Origin of the sequence: Staphylococcus sp. EG-SA-17 (genome assembly GCF_017151845.1) — a bacterium.
Classification (GTDB): domain Bacteria; phylum Bacillota; class Bacilli; order Staphylococcales; family Staphylococcaceae; genus Staphylococcus; species Staphylococcus aureus.
Genome location: NZ_JACVZO010000016.1, coordinates 1 through 20,980, shown reverse-complemented (window position 1 = coordinate 20,980; position 20,980 = coordinate 1). Strand labels below are relative to the sequence as shown.

The 20,980-nt window shown below is 32.8% G+C and carries 20 protein-coding genes and 2 rRNA genes; 2 read left to right on the top strand and 20 right to left on the bottom strand.

Annotation, left to right across the window (positions count from 1 at the left end):
* Positions 1 to 130 precede the first annotated feature (130 nt).
* From nusG to IDG65_RS08670, 16 genes are all read right to left on the bottom strand, one after another.
* The gene (gene nusG / locus IDG65_RS08745; RefSeq protein WP_001288302.1) at positions 131 to 679 is read right to left on the bottom strand and encodes a transcription termination/antitermination protein NusG; all 549 of its coding nucleotides are present in this window, start codon (positions 677 to 679) and stop codon (positions 131 to 133) included.
* Between the two features lie 12 nt (positions 680 to 691).
* The gene (secE, locus tag IDG65_RS08740) at positions 692 to 874 is read right to left on the bottom strand and encodes a preprotein translocase subunit SecE (RefSeq protein WP_001074473.1); all 183 of its coding nucleotides are present in this window, start codon (positions 872 to 874) and stop codon (positions 692 to 694) included.
* Between the two features lie 55 nt (positions 875 to 929).
* Positions 930 to 1,073 carry a 50S ribosomal protein L33 gene (rpmG, locus tag IDG65_RS08735; RefSeq protein WP_001788193.1) on the bottom strand — a complete coding sequence of 48 codons (144 nt, stop codon included), beginning with the start codon at positions 1,071 to 1,073 and terminating at the stop codon, positions 930 to 932.
* 114 nt (positions 1,074 to 1,187) lie between these two features.
* Complete coding sequence (locus IDG65_RS08730) at positions 1,188 to 1,757, bottom strand: sigma-70 family RNA polymerase sigma factor (protein WP_000872873.1); 570 nt, start codon at positions 1,755 to 1,757, stop codon at positions 1,188 to 1,190.
* An 80-nt stretch (positions 1,758 to 1,837) separates the two neighbouring features.
* Positions 1,838 to 2,362, bottom strand: a complete 525-nt coding sequence (locus IDG65_RS08725) for an NYN domain-containing protein (protein ID WP_000664732.1) — start codon at positions 2,360 to 2,362, stop codon at positions 1,838 to 1,840.
* Positions 2,362 to 3,108: a 23S rRNA (guanosine(2251)-2'-O)-methyltransferase RlmB gene (gene rlmB, locus IDG65_RS08720; protein WP_000390332.1), complete on the bottom strand. Its 747-nt coding sequence runs from the start codon at positions 3,106 to 3,108 to the stop codon at positions 2,362 to 2,364. The genes IDG65_RS08725 and rlmB overlap by 1 nt, the downstream gene beginning before the upstream one ends.
* Before the next feature lie 7 nt (positions 3,109 to 3,115).
* Entirely contained in the window at positions 3,116 to 3,520 is a 405-nt protein-coding gene (locus tag IDG65_RS08715) for a Mini-ribonuclease 3 (protein ID WP_000370182.1), read from the bottom strand.
* On the bottom strand, positions 3,513 to 4,913 hold the full coding sequence (cysS, locus tag IDG65_RS08710; protein WP_052997678.1) for a cysteine--tRNA ligase: 1,401 nt from the start codon (positions 4,911 to 4,913) through the stop codon (positions 3,513 to 3,515). The genes IDG65_RS08715 and cysS overlap by 8 nt, the downstream gene beginning before the upstream one ends.
* Positions 4,897 to 5,544: a serine O-acetyltransferase gene (cysE, locus tag IDG65_RS08705; protein WP_001805237.1), complete on the bottom strand. Its 648-nt coding sequence runs from the start codon at positions 5,542 to 5,544 to the stop codon at positions 4,897 to 4,899. The genes cysS and cysE overlap by 17 nt, the downstream gene beginning before the upstream one ends.
* 422 nt (positions 5,545 to 5,966) lie before the next feature.
* Positions 5,967 to 7,421, bottom strand: a complete 1,455-nt coding sequence (gltX, locus tag IDG65_RS08700; protein WP_001283794.1) for a glutamate--tRNA ligase — start codon at positions 7,419 to 7,421, stop codon at positions 5,967 to 5,969.
* 556 nt (positions 7,422 to 7,977) lie between these two features.
* Positions 7,978 to 9,051, bottom strand: coding sequence for a PIN/TRAM domain-containing protein (locus IDG65_RS08695; protein WP_001028376.1), 1,074 nt, complete (start codon positions 9,049 to 9,051; stop codon positions 7,978 to 7,980).
* 24 nt (positions 9,052 to 9,075) lie between these two features.
* Positions 9,076 to 10,440 carry a DNA repair protein RadA gene (gene radA, locus IDG65_RS08690; protein ID WP_001085218.1) on the bottom strand — a complete coding sequence of 455 codons (1,365 nt, stop codon included), beginning with the start codon at positions 10,438 to 10,440 and terminating at the stop codon, positions 9,076 to 9,078.
* A 484-nt stretch (positions 10,441 to 10,924) separates the two neighbouring features.
* On the bottom strand, positions 10,925 to 13,381 hold the full coding sequence (locus IDG65_RS08685) for an ATP-dependent Clp protease ATP-binding subunit (RefSeq protein ID WP_000897132.1): 2,457 nt from the start codon (positions 13,379 to 13,381) through the stop codon (positions 10,925 to 10,927).
* Between the two features lie 13 nt (positions 13,382 to 13,394).
* Positions 13,395 to 14,402: a protein arginine kinase gene (locus tag IDG65_RS08680; protein WP_001805606.1), complete on the bottom strand. Its 1,008-nt coding sequence runs from the start codon at positions 14,400 to 14,402 to the stop codon at positions 13,395 to 13,397.
* Positions 14,392 to 14,958, bottom strand: a complete 567-nt coding sequence (locus tag IDG65_RS08675; protein WP_000882069.1) for a UvrB/UvrC motif-containing protein — start codon at positions 14,956 to 14,958, stop codon at positions 14,392 to 14,394. Before IDG65_RS08675 ends, IDG65_RS08680 begins: the two co-directional genes overlap by 11 nt.
* An 18-nt stretch (positions 14,959 to 14,976) precedes the next feature.
* On the bottom strand, positions 14,977 to 15,438 hold the full coding sequence (locus tag IDG65_RS08670; protein ID WP_000551762.1) for a CtsR family transcriptional regulator: 462 nt from the start codon (positions 15,436 to 15,438) through the stop codon (positions 14,977 to 14,979).
* Positions 15,439 to 15,595: 157 nt separating this feature from the next.
* On the opposite strand from IDG65_RS08670, the gene IDG65_RS08665 reads away from it, so the two are divergent.
* Entirely contained in the window at positions 15,596 to 16,810 is a 1,215-nt protein-coding gene (locus IDG65_RS08665) for a NupC/NupG family nucleoside CNT transporter (RefSeq protein WP_000547794.1), read from the top strand.
* 207 nt (positions 16,811 to 17,017) lie between these two features.
* Here the strand turns inward: IDG65_RS08665 and pdxT are convergent, their stop codons facing one another.
* Together pdxT and pdxS are read right to left on the bottom strand one after the other, a co-directional pair.
* Positions 17,018 to 17,578: a pyridoxal 5'-phosphate synthase glutaminase subunit PdxT gene (gene pdxT, locus IDG65_RS08660; RefSeq protein ID WP_000690441.1), complete on the bottom strand. Its 561-nt coding sequence runs from the start codon at positions 17,576 to 17,578 to the stop codon at positions 17,018 to 17,020.
* 3 nt (positions 17,579 to 17,581) lie between these two features.
* Positions 17,582 to 18,469, bottom strand: a complete 888-nt coding sequence (gene pdxS, locus IDG65_RS08655) for a pyridoxal 5'-phosphate synthase lyase subunit PdxS (RefSeq protein ID WP_000034728.1) — start codon at positions 18,467 to 18,469, stop codon at positions 17,582 to 17,584.
* 103 nt (positions 18,470 to 18,572) lie between these two features.
* Here pdxS and pdxR point away from each other — a divergent pair, with 103 nt between their 5' ends.
* The gene (gene pdxR, locus IDG65_RS08650; protein WP_000799250.1) at positions 18,573 to 19,955 is read left to right on the top strand and encodes a MocR-like pyridoxine biosynthesis transcription factor PdxR; all 1,383 of its coding nucleotides are present in this window, start codon (positions 18,573 to 18,575) and stop codon (positions 19,953 to 19,955) included.
* A 711-nt stretch (positions 19,956 to 20,666) separates the two neighbouring features.
* Here pdxR and rrf read toward each other — a convergent pair.
* A 5S ribosomal RNA gene (gene rrf / locus IDG65_RS08645) occupies positions 20,667 to 20,781 on the bottom strand.
* A 73-nt stretch (positions 20,782 to 20,854) separates the two neighbouring features.
* A 23S ribosomal RNA gene (locus IDG65_RS08640) occupies positions 20,855 to 20,980 on the bottom strand; the annotation flags it as partial.

Below are 20,980 nucleotides of genomic sequence, written 5' to 3'. Positions count from 1 at the left end.
CTCCCACTCTTAACATTTCGTGACGAAATGGGCGCTCTAAAAGCGCGACCACATAATTTTAACACTTTTCTAATTAAAAAATCAATACTCTTTTTTATCTTTTGGTTAGTTTAATAACTTTAATTGTTAATTAAAGCTTTTCTATTTGATCGAATTCAACTTCTACTGGTGTTTCTCGGCCAAACATATCTACTAATACTGTTAGCTTAAACTTATCTGTTTCAATTTCTTGAACTTCACCAACTTGATTCGCAAATGGACCTGATTTAATACGAACTTGCTCGCCAACTTCGAGTTCAACATCGATAGTCTTTTCTTTAAGACCCATTTGTTTTAAGATGAAGCGAACTTCTTCTGGTAACAATGGATTTGGCTTAGACCCTGCACCTGCAGAACCTACAAAACCAGTAACACCTGGTGTATTTCTTACCACATACCATGATTCATCTGTCATGATTAATTCCACTAAGACATATCCAGGGAATGTTTTTTTAACAGTCGTTTTAGCTTTGCCATCTTTTACTTGAGTTTCTTCTTCTTCCGGTATGACTACTCTAAAGATTTGTTCAGTCATATTCATAGATTCTACTCTTTTTTCTAAATTCTTTTTAACTTTATTTTCATATCCAGAATATGTATGCACTGCATACCAACGCTTTGCGCCAACTTCTTCAGACATGTCTTCACTCCTCTAACCAAATAATAAATTTTTCAATGCTGTAATTCCTAAATCTAAGGCATAGAAAAAGACTAAGAAGAATATAACAGTAGAAACTACAATTACAGTATATTTAAATAGCTCTTCTTTCGTCGGCCAACTTGTTTTTTCCATTTCAGACTTAACGCCTTTAAAGAAACTTTCTTTTTTAGCCATCTGCTCAACCTCCAAATCCTTTGAACATATTATCAAAGTATTATTTCGAATGTATTTATTTCGATTCTTTATGAATTGTGTGCGCGTTACATTTTGGACAATATTTCTTTAAGGTTAATCTTGTTGCCGAGCCTTCTTGCTTAGGAACATTATAATTTCTATTGCCACAAGCTTCACAATTTAAAGGTATTTTTCTCACAATAATTCACCTTTATTCATTATAATACCAGTATACTATACATAAAATTTATAACAAATGTCAAACCATCAGTAAGTAACACGTTATAATTCAATTCACGTCCTAAGGCGCTTTTCAAATCATTTTGAAATAACGTTTTATTTTATTTTTACATCGTTGTATGGCATTATAAATCACTTTCTCTTTTACATGCATCAATTGAGCAATTTCTCTCGGCTTATATTGTTCACACATTAAATACATGACATCTTTTTCAAATGCACTCAAATACTTAAACTGACAAATCAACTCTTTAATTGCTAATTTATTCAAATAATTGTTTTCAACATCAAAACGCTTTATTGCACATGGATACGTAACTCTATATTCATTAATCAAATTATCCATTCTTTTATTTGTAGCTAAATATTTTCTCAAATAATCATACTTTACAGACGTAATTAAACATTGAACATAATTTGTGAAAGGCTGCTCTCCACTAAAATCAAATGTTTGGACCGACCTATACATCCGTATAAGTATTTCTTGATATAAGTCTTCTAAATCATAATGATTAAATCCAAATGTTTTGATGCGTCGAATAATTAATGGTTGTAGATCCATTACTAACTTTTCGAAGTCTTTATCATTTATTGCATTGTTACGTTTGATTGTACTGTCTTGAGTTGTCAAATCATATTTCAAGTATTAAACTAACCCCTTCTATCTAAAATTTAAGGTTAGTTTAATATTGTTACATTCAAAATTTCAAGATGACGGAAATGTCATTTCTTATGATGTCCTCTTCGTATTTTTTCAAATTCTGCAAGGATTTCAGAAGATAACGGAATTCGAGTTCTTGGCTTGTTTTCACTTATATCATCTAATGATTTACTCACATCAATTTCATTTTCTTTTAAATCTCTCCACATTTCGCGAGATGATATTCTATATGCACCTGATCCAAAGATAGCATGTTGCTCACTCATATCACTTGTTACAACTGTAATATGCTTAGTATGCTTGTCATAAAGTTCATAAACATAACGTTCTATGAAACTATCAGCTGTTTCTTTTTCCTTGGTAAAAATCGTTTTAACGCCATGATACATGTATTCTCTTTCAACACCCGATTGGTCATAAGCATCGAAAACACAAATAATTTCATCTGAAATAACTGCATTATAATTTGCAATTGCATCTATTAATTGTATTCTAGCTTCTTCTAAATTCTCTTTTGCAATGGCGCTTAGCGTTGGTGATTGTCCTATCATATTGTATCCATCAATGATTAAGTAACGTTCTTTCATTATATTTCTCCAACATCATGTCTTTTTCGAAATACTTCGTACATCATTAAACTTGCTGCAACCGAAGCATTCAAACTGTTTACATGTCCAACCATTGGAATCTTAATATAAAAATCGCATTTATCACTTACTAGGCGACTCATACCCTGTCCTTCGCTACCAATTACAATAGCCAATGACATGTCCGCTTCTAGATTTCTATAATCTGTTGCATTATTAGCTTCAGTGCCAGCTACCCAAAAGCCATTATCTTTTAGTTCATCGATAGTTTTAGCTAAATTTGTCACTCGAATAACTGGTACATGTTCAATTGCACCTGTTGAGGCTTTTGCAACTGTTTGCGTTAGTGTAACTGAACGACGTTTAGGAATAATAACACCATCAACTCCCGTTGCATCGGCTGTTCTTAAAATTGATCCCAAGTTATGCGGGTCTTCTAAGCCGTCTAATATAAGTACTGTCGATAAACCTTCTTTTTCTTTTTGCTGTTTTAAAAATTGATCGAAGTCAGCATATTCATATGGTGCAATAAGCGCTGCAACACCCTGATGTGGTGCATTTGCTAAAAAATCTAATTTAGATTTTGGTACAGTTTGAACAATGATTTTTTGATCTTTTGCATTTTTTAAAATTTCATTAATTTGTTGCTTTTTAATACCTTCTTGAATCAATATCTTATTTATCGGATGCCCAGTAATAATCGCTTCTCTAACAGCATGCCTACCAACAATAACCGTATCTTCCACATCGTCACTACCTTTCGTTTACTATTGTTATTATTTTATTTAATAATGCCTCTAATCGTTCTTCTCTTTTTTCTAAATAAAGAAAACCTATCACTGCTTCTATCGCTGAACTTTTACGATATGTTTGAACATCAGTGTTTTTAGCTTTAGTATGACTTTTCGCGTTACGCCCTCGCTTCAAAATATCCATTTCTTCGTCTGTAAACCATTCTTGCTCCATTAAATATTCTAACGTTTGCGCCTGACTTTTGGCAGATACATATTTTTTAGACATTTGATGTAGTTTATTAGGCTTACTTTTAAGCTTTAAAACGATATAGGTACGTACATATTGATCTAAGACTGCGTCTCCCATATATGCTAAGGTCAATGGATTCAATAATTTAATGTGATTATCTTGTTGATTATCCACGTTTAAATCTAACCCCTTGAGGTGTGTCTTCTAATATAATGTTTTGTGATTTCAGCATGTCTCGAATTTCATCTGCTCGTGCAAAATCTTTGTTTTTCCTTGCTTCATTACGCTCTTCGATTAATTTTTCAACATCTTCATCCAATAATTCATCTGCATTTTTAGATTTTAACGGTACACCTAAAACATCGCTGAAAATTTGATAAACTGCTTTAAATTTATCAATTACTTCTGTTGATGTTGTATTCTCTAGTACATATTTATTCGCAAGTTTTGCTAAATCATACCAAGCTGTAATTGCATTAGCTGTATTAAAATCATCATTCATAACTGTTTCAAAACGATTTAAAATCGCATCAATTTGATCAATATATGTCTGTTGATTTTCAATATTAGTAGCAATTTGTGCGCGCTCTTCAATTAATTGATAACTATTGCGAATACGCTCTAGTCCACTACGTGCTGATTCTACCAATTCTAGATTATAGTTAATTGGGCTTCTATAATGTACGCTAATCATAAAGAATCTTAGTACATCTGGATCAACTTCTTTAATAATATCGTGAACTAAAATAAAGTTGCCTAGTGATTTACTCATTTTTTCATTATCAATATTAATGAAACCATTATGCATCCAATAATTAGCAAATGGCGCATGATTATGTGCTTCTGATTGTGCTATTTCATTTTCATGATGTGGAAATTGTAAATCTGAACCACCCGCATGTATATCAATTGTAGGTCCTAGCTCATGAAATGCCATTACAGAACATTCTATATGCCATCCTGGTCTACCTTCACCAAATGGGCTATCCCAACTAATCTCGCCAGGCTTCGCTTTTTTCCACAATGTAAAATCAAGTGCATCTTCTTTATGCTCTCCTGCATCTATACGAGCACCCACTTTTAAGTCATCTATGGATTGATGACTTAATTTACCATAACCTTCAAATTTACGTGTTCTAAAGTAAACATCGCCACCACTTTCATATGCATAACCTTGATCCACCAAATCTTTAATAAATTGAATAATGTCATCCATATGGTCCATTACCCTTGGATTTGAAGTCGCTTTTCTAACATTTATCGCACCAACATCTTCATGAAAAGCAGCGATATATTTTTCTGCAATTTCGGGAACAGACTGATTTAATTCTTGAGAACGTTTAATTAATTTATCATCTACGTCTGTAAAATTTGATACATATTCTACATTATATCCTTGGTATTCAAAGTAACGTCTCACTACGTCATAATTAATTGCTGGTCTTGCGTTACCAATATGAATGTAGTTATATACAGTAGGACCACATACATACATTTTTACTTTCCCTGGTTCTATAGGCTTGAACACTTCTTTTTGACGTGTAAGCGTATTATATAATGTAATCATCTTGAATCTCTCCATTCCTAGTCTTTTCAAGTTGTCGTTCTAAATGCTTAATTTGTTCATAAATTGGATCAGGTAGATGGCGATGATCAAATGTTTTTCCAACTCGAACACCATCTTGCTTAACAATATGTCCTGGTATACCAACAACCGTTGAATAACTTGGAACTGATTGTAAAACAACTGAATTTGCACCAATATTTACATTTGAATTTATTTTAATATTTCCTAAAACTTTCGCACCGGCTGCTATTAAAACATTGTCTCCTATATCTGGGTGTCTTTTCCCTCTTTCTTTCCCTGTCCCACCAAGTGTCACGCCTTGATAGATTGTCACATTATCACCAATTGTACATGTTTCTCCTATTACAACGCCCATACCATGATCTATAAATAGACGCTTTCCAATTTTAGCACCTGGATGGATTTCTATACCTGTGAAAAATCTTGAAATTTGAGATATCGCGCGTGCTGCAACATATTTTTTTTGGTTGTATAACTTATGTGCAATCAAATGACTCCAAACTGCATGTAAACCTGCATACGTTGTAATGACTTCTAATGTTGAACGTGCCGCTGGATCCTGCTCAAATACCATTTTTATATCGTCTCTCATTCTTTTTAACAAGATCATTTCCTCCTCAATGATTGAACTACGTAAATACATAATTGAAGTACCTGCGAAATTAAATATCAAAAAAGCACCACTAACATACAAATTGTATTGTTAGAGGCGCTTCCGCACGGTTCCACTCTGAATTTAGCGAATAACATTAATAATATTGCGGGCGCTTCCAAATTATCAAGGAAACTAAGTCAACTTAATGCTCATCACTCTCATTATATATTTAATTCATTTTACGAAGGTGCATTCATTAATTTCTACGTTGTACTCACAGCAACCGTACACTCTCTGCATCGTATAAATTTAATTACTAATCCTTCGTTTTATATAAAATACTTTATTCATATTGTTGTAATTTGTTAATACAACTTTATCATATGTGGTTACGTTATAAAATTCAAGTATATACTACCTTGATCTTGTCTATTTCATTACTTATATTGTTTTAAACGGTTTAGCACTTTTTCTTTACCAAGTACTTCAATTGTATTTGGTAATTCAGGACCATGCATTTGGCCTGTTACAGCAACACGAATAGGCATAAATAATTGCTTGCCTTTTATTCCTGTTTCTTTTTGAACTTCTTTAATTGTCTTTTTAATTTCAGCCGCTTCAAATGGTTCAAGTACTTCTAATTTACTGAATAAGTGCGTCATTAACTCTGGTACTTGCTCTCCATTAATCACTTGTTGTTCTTCTTCACCAAGAGCTGGCATTTCTTTAAAGAACATTTCTGATAAAGGTACAATTTCACCGGCATAACTCATTTCTTTTTGATAAAGCGCAATTAATTTGCGTCCCCAAGATAAATCCTCTTCTGACGGCACCTCAGGAATCAAATTTGCTTTAATTAAATGAGGTAATGCTAATTGGAATACTGTTTCAGTATCTTTTTGTTTCATATATTGGTTATTAACCCATGCTAATTTTTGCTTATCGAAAAATGCTGGTGATTTTGACAAACGCTTTTCATCAAAGATTTTGATAAATTCTTCTTTAGAAAAGATTTCTTCTTCACCTTCAGGAGACCAACCTAATAACGCAATAAAATTAAATAACGCTTCAGGTAAATAACCTAAGTCACGATATTGCTCAATAAATTGTAAAATTTGCCCATCACGTTTACTTAACTTTTTACGTTCTTCATTAACAATTAATGACATATGACCAAAACGAGGTGGCTCCCAGCCAAATGCTTCATAAATCATAATTTGTTTAGGCGTGTTTGAAATATGATCATCACCACGAATTACATCTGAAATTTGCATGTAATGATCATCTATAGCTACTGCAAAATTGTACGTTGGAATGCCATCTTTTTTTACGATAACCCAGTCACCAATACCATTTGAATCAAATGAAATATTTCCTTTTACCATATCATCAAATGAATACGTTTGGTTTTGAGGTACTCGGAAACGAATTGATGGTTGGCGTCCTTCTGCTTCAAATTGTTGACGTTGTTCTTCAGTCAAATGCGCATGTTGACCACCATAGCGAGGCATTTCACCACGAGCGATTTGCGCTTCACGTTCAGCTTCTAATTCTTCTTCTGTCATATAGCATTTATATGCTTTATCTTCTGCTAGTAACTGATCTATTAATGGTTGGTAGATATGTTGACGTTCAGATTGACGATATGGTCCGTAGCCATTGTCTTTATCTACAGACTCATCCCAATCTAATCCTAACCATTTAAGATTATCAAATTGTGATGTTTCTCCATCTTCTAAATTACGTTTTTTATCAGTATCTTCAATTCGAATCACAAAATCTCCGTTGTAATGTTTAGCATACAAGTAATTGAATAATGCTGTTCTTGCATTACCAATATGAAGATAACCAGTTGGACTTGGTGCATATCTTACTCTTATACGATCGCTCATTTTTTTCACTCCTAAATTAAATATCAGATTTTCAAGTTAGTTCATATAAATTGTTCATTTGCTATCTTCGACCGTCATAACAAATGTCTAACTCGTCTTATTGTTAAAACGAAACAATGCTTTTTAACATGACCTTAAAATAATTTCATTGTTTAATCATAACATAATTCCCTGGGTAATATGCTTAAATTTTAAATAGAAAGCAGTTGTTTTTTCAACACTTTAAAAAAGCTATCCCTAAGAATCAAGACTGCACTACATAAACATTTCAACGACTTAAAAATGAATATTATGTACTGTGAAATTAAACTTCAAATTAACTATTCAAATACGTTAAAATTGATTCTAATTTTGTATGTCTTGATTGCTATAAGAATAACTTTATTAATATCTAAAATTTAACACTTAATGAACTTGTTTCAATGATATATTAGCACTATTTGTATTTTTTGATAACTATTATGTTTTGCATTTATTTATAGTTATACTTCAAATTACAAACTTCGCCATTTCATATACCTTTTAATATCTATTTTGTTTTCGTCAACTACAGTTTTTATAATGATACTGTATCTTCGATTTTTTTAGCAAAAACAATTCTTCCTGAAGATGTTTGCAATAAGCTGACTACTTCTAAATTGACATGACTGCCAATAAGATTTTTAGCATTATCAACAACTACCATCGTACCATCATCTAGATATCCTACTGCCTGACCAGGCTCTTTACCCATTTTTGTCAGTAAAATATGCAGTTGATCACCTTGATGTACATTAGGTTTGATTGCTTCTGATAAATCATTAACATTTAATGCTTTGATACCATGTACATGACAAACTTTATTTAGGTTGAAATCTGTCGTAATAATACTTGCATGATATTGTTTAGCTAGCTTTAATAACATTGTATCAATATCACTATGTGTTTTAGTTGGATGTATGACTTTTGTAGGATAATCTAAATCATACAATTCATTTAAAATATCTAAGCCTCTTTTACCCTTTTCACGTTTAACACTGTCATTTGAATCTGCAACAATTTGTAATTCATTAATAACACCTTGTGGAATTAAAATATTGCCATCGATAAAACCGCAACGAATGACTTCTAAAATACGACCATCAATAATTGCGCTTGTGTCGATAATTTTTGGCGTAGCACTTTTAGTATGTTGTGACATGGAACGCGCTATATTCTCAGGTAAAAACATTAACATTTCATCTCGTTTTTTAAGGCCAAATTGGAAACCGAAATAACATAGTAATATCGTAATTATGACAGGAATGAAATGATTAAAAATAGAGTTGCCAATTGATTCTAATATAAACGACACCATAACAGAAATAAGTAATCCGATTATTAAACCTATTGTTGCAAATAGTATTTCAACAGCACTTCTACGCATAATAAAATGTTCTAAACCTTTTATAGCGTTAGTAACTCGTCTAATAAATACACCAAAAATTAAGAACATAAAAATACTACCGATAATGCCATCTACATAGTGATTTTTTAAAAAGCTGGAGTTTTGTAATCCAAGATCATTTGCAATTTCAGGAATAATAATTATTCCTAATGCGCTCCCAATAATTAAGTAAATAATAATAACCATTAGTTTAACGATATTCACACAATGTCCTCCTTTCTTGATGTTTTATGAATGAAGAGCAAATGACAATGCTTCATGTACAGTAGTTACACCTATTACTTGTATACCTTCAGGATATGTCCATCCGCCTATATTATTTTTAGGAATAATTACACGTTTGAAACCTAGTTTTGCAGCCTCTTGCACGCGTTGTTCTATCCGAGATACACGACGTACCTCACCCGTTAAACCAACTTCTCCAATATAGCAATCTAATCCGTCGACAGCTTCATCTTTAAAGCTAGACGCAGTTGCTACAATTACACTTAAATCAACTGCTGGCTCCGTTAACTTTACACCGCCAGCTACTTTGATATAAGCATCTTGTTGTTGTAATAGATAATTTTCTTTCTTTTCCAAAACAGCCATCAACAAACTTAATCGATTATGATCAATCCCTGTTGCCATTCGTCTCGGATTGTTAAAAGTCGTTGGAGTTACCAGCGCTTGAACTTCTATTAAAAGTGGTCTGGTTCCCTCCATGGTTGCAACAATTGTTGAACCTGGAACATTTGTTGAACGTTCTTCTAAAAACATTTCAGATGGATTATTTACACCTTTTAATCCACTTTGCTTCATTTCGAAGATTCCCATTTCATTCGTTGAACCAAAACGGTTTTTAACAGCTCGCAAAATTCGATATGCGTGGTGTTCATCGCCTTCAAAATAAAGCACAGTATCAACCATGTGTTCTAGCAATCTTGGGCCAGCAATTTGACCTTCTTTCGTTACATGACCCACTATAAAAGTTGCAATGTTCATTTGTTTAGCAATATTCATTAAACTTTGTGTACTTTCACGAACTTGTGAAACAGAACCTGGCGCAGAGCTGATTTCAGGATGATATATTGTTTGAATCGAATCCACTACTAGTAAATCAGGTTGTTCTTCTTTTACTGTTTGATAAATAACTTCAAGATCTGTTTCAGCTAATACTTGCAATTCACTTGAATCTTCATCTAATCGCTCTGCACGTAATTTAGTCTGACTAAGCGATTCTTCTCCAGTAATATATAGTACTTTTTTCTTTTGAGATAACGATGCACAAATTTGTAAAAGTAACGTTGACTTACCAATACCTGGATCCCCACCAATAAGTACTAACGATCCGCTCACAATACCTCCACCTAATACGCGGTTGAATTCTGCTGAATCTGTTAACACTCTCGGCGTTGTTTCATGTTTAATACTATTTAATTTTTGTACTTTACCTGCTAATTCCTTGGTTTTCACTCCATGTTTAGGATTGGCTGCTTTTTCAACAATTTCCTCCATTTGATTCCAAGCGCCACAATTAGGACATTTCCCCATCCATTTAGGAGATTGATAACCACAAGCCATACATTCAAAAATCACTTTTTTCTTGGCCAAAATTGCACCTCCACTTTCCTTTGAACAAATCTATTTTAAACGCACATTCCCATTATGACAAATTAAATGTGAGTTACATTTGTTTGTATTTTAACATGACTACTAACGCAAACTGTTTTATCAGATTTATTTTTTATGAATATTATAAAATAAACTTACATCATGTTGATAGTCGGTATCTTTCAAAGATAAAATCTTAATAATTTCTTAGTAAACTCTTTTCTCTAGATTTATCACAATATTATATAGACCTATTTTATTTTGACGTAAGTTGCTAGTATCTTCAAACAAAAAACCTTTATAAAAATTCATACCTTTATGCTATCGCTGTAGGCTCATTAACTTGTTTCATATAATTCTTAACTATCCTTTGATGATTATTTTATTAGATTGTTTCGTTGATGGATACTTTCACGAATTTCTATAGTTCAATGCTACTAAAAAAACAGCCCAAAACTTTAATTTGTTTTGGACTGTTTTATAATTATGCTTGCGATGGTGTTTTAGTTTCTGAAGTTTGTTCAGCAATGTCATATTTAAACTCTTTACCATCATGATCTACTGTAACTTTCTTACCTTCAATTTGATTACCATCTAATATTAATTCACTTAAATTATCTTCGATAGTTTTTTGTATCGCTCTAATTAATGGTCTTGCACCATATTCTGGATCATATCCTTCTTCTGCGATTTTGTCTTTCGCTTTATCAGTAACAATAATATTTATGTTTTGTTCAGATAATCGATTTGTTAATTTATTAACCATCATTGTTACAATTTCTTTTAATTCTTCTTTTGTTAGTTTATGGAATACAATGATATCATCTACACGGTTTAAAAATTCTGGACGGAATGAATTTTTTAATTCTTTTAACATCGTTTTTCGAATTGTTTCATAATCTTGTCCATCACTTGAACCACCGAATCCAGCAAATCGTTGATCTTGTAATTCTTGTGCTCCAACGTTTGATGTCATTATGATAATTGTATTTCTGAAATCAACTGTACGTCCTTTTGTATCTGTCAAATGTCCGTCATCTAAAACTTGTAATAGAATATTAAATACATCTGGATGTGCTTTTTCAATTTCATCAAATAAAATTACAGAATACGGTTTACGTCTAACTTTTTCAGTTAATTGTCCACCATCATCATGACCAACATATCCTGGAGGAGCACCAACTAATCGGCTCACTGCGTGTTTTTCCATAAATTCACTCATGTCTACACGGATCATCGCATCATCATCGCCAAACATTGATTCAGCTAAAGCTCTAGCTAATTCAGTTTTACCAACACCAGTTGGTCCAAGGAAGATAAAGCTACCAATTGGTCGTTTAGGATCTTTTAACCCTGCACGGGCACGTCTAACCGCTTTACTGATTGAATTAACAGCATCTTTTTGCCCAATAACTCTCTCATGTAATGTATCTTCTAGACTAAGAAGTTTTTCAGATTCTGTTTCATTGATTTTAGTTAATGGGATACCTGTCCATCCTGCAATAACTTCAGCAATATCTTCTTCTGACAATGAAGTTGACATGCCATTTTGTGCATTCTTCCATTCATTTTTAGCTTCTTCATATTGCTTTTCAAGTTTTGTTTGTTTATCACGCAGGTTAGCAGCATTTTCAAACTCTTGAGCATGTACTGCGGCATCTTTTTCATTTTTAACTTTTTCAATTTCTTGTTCAATTTCTTTTAAATTATTAGGTGTCGTATGACTCTTAAGTCTTACTTTAGAACTTGCTTCATCAATTAAATCAATTGCTTTATCTGGTAAGAAACGATCTGAAACGTATCTGTTACTTAATTTAACAGCTGCTTCAATAGCTTCGTCTGAAATATTAATACGATGGTGTGCTTCGTAACGATCTCTTAATCCTTTTAAAATAGCAACTGTATCTACTACTGAAGGTTCATCAACTTGTACAGGTTGGAAACGACGTTCTAAAGCCGCGTCTTTTTCAATATTTTTGCGATATTCATCTAATGTAGTAGCACCAATACATTGTAATTCACCACGTGCTAATGCCGGCTTCAAAATATTCGAAGCATCGATAGCACCTTCAGCACCACCAGCACCAACTAAAGTATGCAACTCATCAATAAATAGGATGACATTACCTGCTTGTTGGATTTCTTCCATAACCTTTTTCAGACGCTCTTCAAATTCACCACGATATTTAGTACCTGCAACTACTGTTCCCATATCTAAAGACATAACACGTTTATCTTTTAATGTCTCTGGTACCTCATTATTCACTATGGCTTGCGCTAAACCTTCAGCAATAGCAGTTTTACCAACACCTGGCTCTCCAATAAGCACAGGATTGTTTTTCGTACGTCTACTTAATACTTCAATTACACGTGTAATTTCTTTATCACGTCCTATAACAGGATCTAATGTACCGTCTTTGGCAATGACTGTTAAGTCACGAGCTAAACTATCTAAAGTTGGAGTATTATTTGACTTACTAGCTTGTGCATTTTTATTACTCATTTCAGGGTTTCCTAAAGCTTTCACAACTTGTGCACGTGCTTTAGTAATATTTAAATCTAGATTTGCAAAAACTCTTGCTGCAACACCTTCATTTTCACGAATCAAGCCTAATAAAATATGTTCCGTTCCAACAAAATTGTGATGTAATTTTCTAGCTTCATCCATCGATAATTCAATGACTTTTTTAGCTCTAGGTGTATAATGCAATGTACCAACATGATCTTGACCATGTCCGATTAATTTTTCAACTTCTTCAATTACTTTATCTTCAGTGATATTAAAACTTTCTAATACTTTTGCAGCAATTCCTTCAGGTTCTTTCATTAATCCCAATAATAGGTGTTCTGTTCCTATATTTGAATGATTTAAACGAATTGCTTCTTCTTGTGCATGTGCTAATACGCGCTGTGCACGCTCAGTTAATCTACCAAATAACATAAATAATGACCTCCTACTTTATATGTTCTCTTAGTATATCTGCTCGTTTTTCTTTTACAGATTTGTCATCTTCTTCATCTAATAAAAATGGTGACTGTATAGCTACCATCAATTCATTAAATTTAAAGTTTTGTAATTCAATGTAATTTAAATCTATACCAAGTTTAACTTCGCTTAATCTATAAGAAGCCTCTTCCATAGTTATCATTCTACAGTTTTGTAAAATACCTAGCGAGCGAAAAACACGGTCTTGTGTTTCTAATTGATTATAAGTGTCTAACTTTTGTCGTATTTGTTTTTCTTCATGAATGATTTGATTAACAACTTCTGTTAATGTTTCTATGATTTCTAACTCAGATTTACCAAGTGTAAGTTGGTTGGATACTTGATAAGTATGTCCATAAACTTGCGAACCTTCACCGTAAATACCTCTGATTGTATATCCAAAACGATTAATGGTTTGAGCAATCCGTGTCATTCTTTTCATAATAGATAGACCTGGTAAATGTAGCATCACGCTTGCTCTCATACCAGTACCTATATTGGTAGGACATGTAGTTAAATAACCAAGTTGTTCATCATAACTTATATCAAGGCTTTTATCTAATTCATCATCAATTGATGAAGCTTGATTATATAAAGCCTGTAATGTCGTGTCAGTTCCCATAGCTTGAATACGAATATGGTCCTCTTCATTTATCATGACACTTAAAGATTCATCATCATTCACTAATACTGCGGCTGCTGGTTGTTTTATTAGTTCAGGACTAATCAAATGCTTTGCAACCATCTTCATTTTACTTTGTTGATCCATTTGATCAAGACGCATTAATTCAAAATTTGGCAAGGCATCTTGTACCTCATTTATAACTCTAAATCCATCATTTTCAGTAGCATACATTAGTGGATGCACATGATTTTCTAAATTACGCGCTAACCGAATTCTAGAAGACATAACAATGGGTGTTTCTTCATTACTTTTCATCCATTGGCTGATATTATCATGAATATTATGCGTCATCATGTTGCACCTCACTCTCAGCTTTTAGTGCTTTAATTTCATCTCTAACAATGGCTGCTTCCTCAAAATCTTGGATTTCAATAAGTTTTTTCAAATATTCATTCTTTTCTTCGATTTTTCGCTTTAAAGCTATCTTTTTATGTGAAGAATGTGGTGTCTTTCCAACGTGCTCAAATTGTCCACCTTGAACTCTGCGGACGATATCAATGATGTCATCTTTAAATGTTGCATAACAATTAGCACACCCAAATTTACCAACATGTGCAATATCTTTCAAAGTCATATGACATGATGGGCAACGTTTTTCTTCTTTAAACGCTACTTCTTGAAAATTAATGCCATGTTTCGTAGCTAAATGTTGTAAAATTTGCTTAACAACAAATGCTTCTTCGAAATTATCTTGATGTTCTTGATATTCAGGTTGTTCATTAGCTTGATTCCACGGATGGTGCCCCTCAGCACAAGTTTGACACACCATTTTTTCTTCTGTTTTATTTTTACTTGTAACTTTAACTTTTAATTCCGCTTCATTAAGTTGACAATTTTCACAAAGCACTTCAACACCTCATTTCATTTAGTAATAATTTATAACTGGTAACAAACGTTTTAAAATATTTGCTCTAATAATATCTCTAGAAACCATATCCATTGATAGCGTTTCTCTATCAATAACTGCTTGAATCATTTTAGCTTCACGTTCATTTATTAACATTTTATCTAAAAGCCCATCAATAATATAATAAGCTTGTTGTTGAGAAATAGAAGGTCCAATCAGCTGAAGCAAATGATTAATATAACCTGTTGCATCTTTATTTTCAATTTTAGTGATTCGGATGTAACCACCACCACCACGTTTACTTTCGATTTCATAACCATGTTCATTAGTGAATCGTGTTTTGATTACATAATTTAATTGTGATGGTACACAATCAAAGCGCTGTGCGATATTCGCTCTCTGAATTTCAACGACATCTTCATTCGACTCTTCAAATAAACGTTTGATGTATTGTTCTATGATGTCAGACATATTGTGCATGTATATCACCCCTTTTTGACCTTCTTTGACTATATTATATGACCTATTTTGACCTTTTTCAATTAATTTGTTTTTATATTTTCAAAAATTTATGATGTTAGCCCTTCCATTTTATTGTATGATAGATTGTAGAAAAAACTAAAGGAATGAGAAATATATGCATATTCTAATTGGGATTATCGGAATTATCTTCTTTTTAGCACTTGCGTTTCTATTTAGCTCAGACAGGAAAAATATTCGCTGGAAATATGTAGGAATTTTACTTGCAATTCAGCTTATCTTTGCATTTATCTTGCTTAAAACTACAATGGGAATCAAGGTTATTGGTGGTATTTCAAACGGTTTTAACTACTTATTATTAAAAGCAGCAGATGGTGTTAACTTTGTATTCGGTGGTATTCAATATATCGATCCTAAGCAACCACCATTCTTCTTCAGTGTATTATTACCTATCGTATTTATTTCAGCGATTATCGGTATCCTTCAATACACAAAGATTTTACCTTTAATCATTAATGTTTTAGGATTCTTAATTTCTAAAATTAATGGTATGGGACGTTTAGAATCATACAATGCAGTTGCTGCAGCAATTTTGGGACAATCTGAAGTATTTATTTCAATTAAAAAACAATTACCATACATACCTAAGCAACGTTTATACACATTAACAGCTTCAGCAATGTCGACTGTTTCTGCTTCAATTATCGGTGCATACTTTACCTTAATTGAACCTAAATATGTTGTAACGGCTGTTGTCTTAAACTTATTTGGTGGTTTCATCATCGCTTCAATTATTAACCCTTATAAAGTTAATGAAGAAGATGACAAATTATTAGTTGAAGAAACTGAAGAAAGACAACAATCATTCTTCGAAATGCTAGGAGAATATATTTTAGATGGATTTAAAGTAGCTGTCATTGTAGGCGCAATGTTAATCGGATACATTGCTATTATCGCTCTATTAAATGGAATTGTAAGCAATATCTTTAGTACAGTTTCAGGTGGCGCTATTTCTTGGGATTTCCAAACATTAATTGGTTTTGTCTTTGCACCATTTGCATTCTTAGTCGGTGTGCCATGGCAAGATGCAGTTCAAGCCGGTTCAGTTATGGCGACAAAACTATTATCTAACGAATTTGTAGCAATGCAAGCACTCGGTAAACTTAGTGATTTATCTGAACACGCAAAAGGTGTTACATCTGTATTCTTAGTATCATTTGCTAATTTTAGCTCTATTGGTATTATTTCAGGTGCGATTAAATCTCTTAATGACAAAAAAGGAGATACAGTTGCCCGCTTTGGTTTGAAATTATTATTCGGTGCAACACTAGTATCTTTCATTTCAGCTGCAATCGCTGGATTCTTTATTTAACAAATACATCAACATCGAATTAACCCCTTCAAAATTTTGACTATTCTCAGTGTCTTTGAAGGGGTTTTTTCTTATGTATATCTTTATTTTTTATCATTTTTAATTTTGACATAAAAAACAACTCCTCCAAAGCTAAGTTTGAAGGAGATATTGTCTTCTCAACAAATCTATAAATATCAATAATTCGTTGATTTAGCATACATTAAGCTATGCTTTTTTTACAATATGATTAATAAAGTAATCAGTTACTCTATAGTCATCTGTTAATTCAGGATGGAATGATACGCCTAAATATTTACCTTGCTGGACAGCTACAATTTTCTCATTAACCTTACATAGGATATTTACGCCTTGACCTACTTTTTCAATGTGTGGGGCTCTTATAAAGACACCTTCAATATCTGTAGCGATACCTTTAATATCTAATTCTGTTTCAAAGCTGTCAACTTGTCTACCGAATGAGTTTCGTTGTACAGTAATATTCAACTTGTTAAGGTATCCTTCTTCACCAACTATATCTTGCGCTAGAACTATTAATCCTGCGCATGTACCAAACATAGGTAAAGTTGAATTTTGTAAAGCCTCTTTAAATCCATATAAATTCATTAATCGACGTAACGTTGTAGACTCGCCACCAGGTAATATTAAGCCCTCGATTTCTTCTAATTGTTCAACTTTTTTAACTGCAATACCTTCATGACCACTTAATTCAATATGTCTAATATGTTCACGTACTGCACCTTGTAATGCTAATACACCTATTTTCATATCTTACCAACCACGCTCTTGCATACGTTCTTCTAATGATAATTGATTGATATCTAAACCTTTCATAGCAGTGCCAAGTTCACTTGCTAATCTTCCAATTAGTTCATAGTCTTGGTAATGTGTTGTTGCTTGAACAATTGCTTTAGCAAATTTTTCTGGATCTTCTGATTTAAAAATACCTGATCCAACGAATACACCATCGGCACCTAATTCCATCATTAAAGCAGCATCTTGAGGAGTCGCAACGCCACCAGCTGCAAAGTTAACTACCGGTAAACGACCATTGTCTTTAATTTGTTTTAAAATTTCATAAGGCGCACCGATATCTTTCGCGAAAGTCATAATCTCATCATCATTCATTACAGTCAATCGACTAACTTCTGAATTAACTTGTCTCATATGTCTTACAGCTTCAACAATATTACCTGTACCTGGTTCACCTTTAGTACGTAACATAGCAGCACCTTCACCAATTCTACGCGCAGCTTCACCTAAATTACGACATCCACATACAAATGGTACTGTAAATTGATCTTTTCTTAAGTGATATTCCTCATCTGCTGGTGTTAACACTTCTGATTCATCAATATAGTCAACACCCATCGCCTCTAATACTCTTGCTTCAGTGATATGACCAATACGTGCTTTAGCCATGACTGGAATAGAAACAGCATTCATTACTTCTTCTACAATTTTAGGGTTTGCCATACGTGCAACGCCACCAGCAGCTCTAATATCAGAAGGTACTCGTTCTAATGCCATAACTGCTACCGCGCCAGCTTCTTCTGCAATTCTTGCTTGCTCAGCATTAACGACATCCATAATAACGCCGCCTTTTTGCATTTCAGCCATACCTCTTTTGACTCTGTCTGATCCAATAATTTTACTCATTATACATAAAACCCCTTTTCAAGTTGATTAAATACATTGTAATGTATAAACTGATATTTAAAAAGGTACAAAATAAGACAAATTTAGGAGGTCAGTTATAAAATTGAAAAACACTTTATACCATCAACTTTATGAAAAATTAAAAAAACAAATAATTGAAGGTCAATTTAAAGAAGGTGATAAATTTTATTCTAAAAGACAATTAAGCAAACATTTATCTATCAGCCAAACAACCGTAGAACATGCATATCAACTTCTATTAGATGAAGGTTACATTTATTCAAGACCTCGCTCTGGATATTTTGTGTCCGAAATTGAATCTTTAACAATTTTAAACAATCAACCTATCCCCTCTCTTTTTGATGATGATTCATATAAACCAAAAGCGAGTGATGAAGCTTATGATTATGCTTTTAATTTGGATGAAATAGATACGAAACATTTCCCTATAGAACTTTTCAGAAAGTATTCCAAAGATCTTTATGATACAAATCATTTGAACCAATTACGTAGAGGACATTTTCAAGGAGAATTACATTTAAGATTTCAACTGGCATTTTATTTATTTACTAATCGTGGTGTAATTTGTGATCCTAATCAAATTATAATTGGCTCATCTACCGAACAATTAGTAAATCAATTAGTCGATTTACTTTATACTTCAACGTTTATTATCGAAAAACCTAGTTATCCACCAATCAAAAATATTTTAGATAAAAAACAAGTTGAATATGAACAAATTGAAGTTGAAGATAATGGAATAAACGTAGATGAAGTTATTAAATCACAAAAAAATATAGTATATATAACGCCTTCCCATCAATTTCCAACTGGATATGTGATGGACTTAAAAAAGCGAACTCAATTAATACAATGGGCTCAAGAAAAAGAAGAACGATTTATTATAGAAGATGATTATGATTCTGAGTTTAGATATTTCGGTAAACCCATTCCAGCAATACAAGGTCTATATTCAAGAGGAGAAAAAGTGATTTATATCAGTACATTTTCAAAGTCTATTTTTCCTAGCTGTCGTGTTGCATATATGGTGTTACCCTATTCTATAATGAAAAAATATCATTCTCAAAATCACATTGAAGGCAACACTGTACCTGTTCATATGCAAAACCTTATTGCAACGTTTATATCTTCCGGTGGTTTTGAAAGGCATTTAAATAAAATGAGACGAATTTATCGTAGAAAACTAACCTATATTTTAAAAAGATTGAAGCCATACAAAGAGCAACTTGATATTCAAGGTGCTGAAACAGGTATGCATTTTACAATTACAGTAAAAAATGGATTAACATTACAAGAGTGTCTTGATAGAGCAAATAAAGTAAAGTTAAAATTACAAGTTTATAATTTTGATGATGACCAAGACTATAAGAAAACCCCTAAATTTATATTAGGCTTTGGCGGTATAGACGATGATGCTTTAAAACCGCATGTAGACGCTCTAATAAAAACATTAATTATAAAGTAACACTTCTTTGATAAAAGTTAGTGTTACTTATGCAATAGCTTGTCTATTGTATAATAATTAATTTCCTTTTTGTATTTCAATAAAGTATATAAAAGAGCAGTAAGATCATTTTCAATTAGATACCGTCTTACTGCTCTTCTCTATTTATACAATATTTTGTTTTCGATGATATCATTTTAAATTTATATAAACACAAAATTAAAGTTGTACATACTTAGACAATCAAAAGTGCACATTATTAAATTATCATTTCCACCATGGGTTTTATAATATTTATACTTAGGATACAAAGTATTGACATTAATATCTAATTGTAATGTATCGATTAGGTATTGAAACGACACGCTTTTTTCATATTCTTGAAACATATATAGCAGTACATCTATGTCTACTTTGAAGGGAGCATTTCAATGCGGCTCATCGCATCCATTTTTTGCCTGGCAACGTTCTACTCTAGCGGAACGTAAGTTGGCTACCATCCTCGCTAAGAACCTTTCTTGACTTGTGACAATCGCTTGCTTCTTTCCTCTTCTTCGGCTCTCGCTTACTCATTTAGCTCTACTAAACTCGTTGCGCTCTTTTCTCGTTTCGTCAGATTCAAACGTTTTCACTTCGCCAAGCCATTTTTCTTTGTGTTAACTTTTATTTTGACGTTTTAGACATAAAAAAAGAGACCTTACGGTCTCAATGCGGCTCATCGCATCCATTTTTGCCTGGCAACGTTCTACTCTAGCGGAACGTAAGTTCGACTACCATCGACGCTAAGGAGCTTAACTTCTGTGTTCGGCATGGGAACAGGTGTGACCTCCTTGCTATAGTCACCAGACATATGAATGTAATTTATACATTCAAAACTAGATAGTAAGTAAAAGTGATTTTGCTTCGCAAAACATTTAAATTTGATTAAGTCTTCGATCGATTAGTATTCGTCAGCTCCACATGTCACCATGCTTCCACCTCGAACCTATTAACCTCATCATCTTTGAGGGATCTTATAACCGAAGTTGGGAAATCTCATCTTGAGG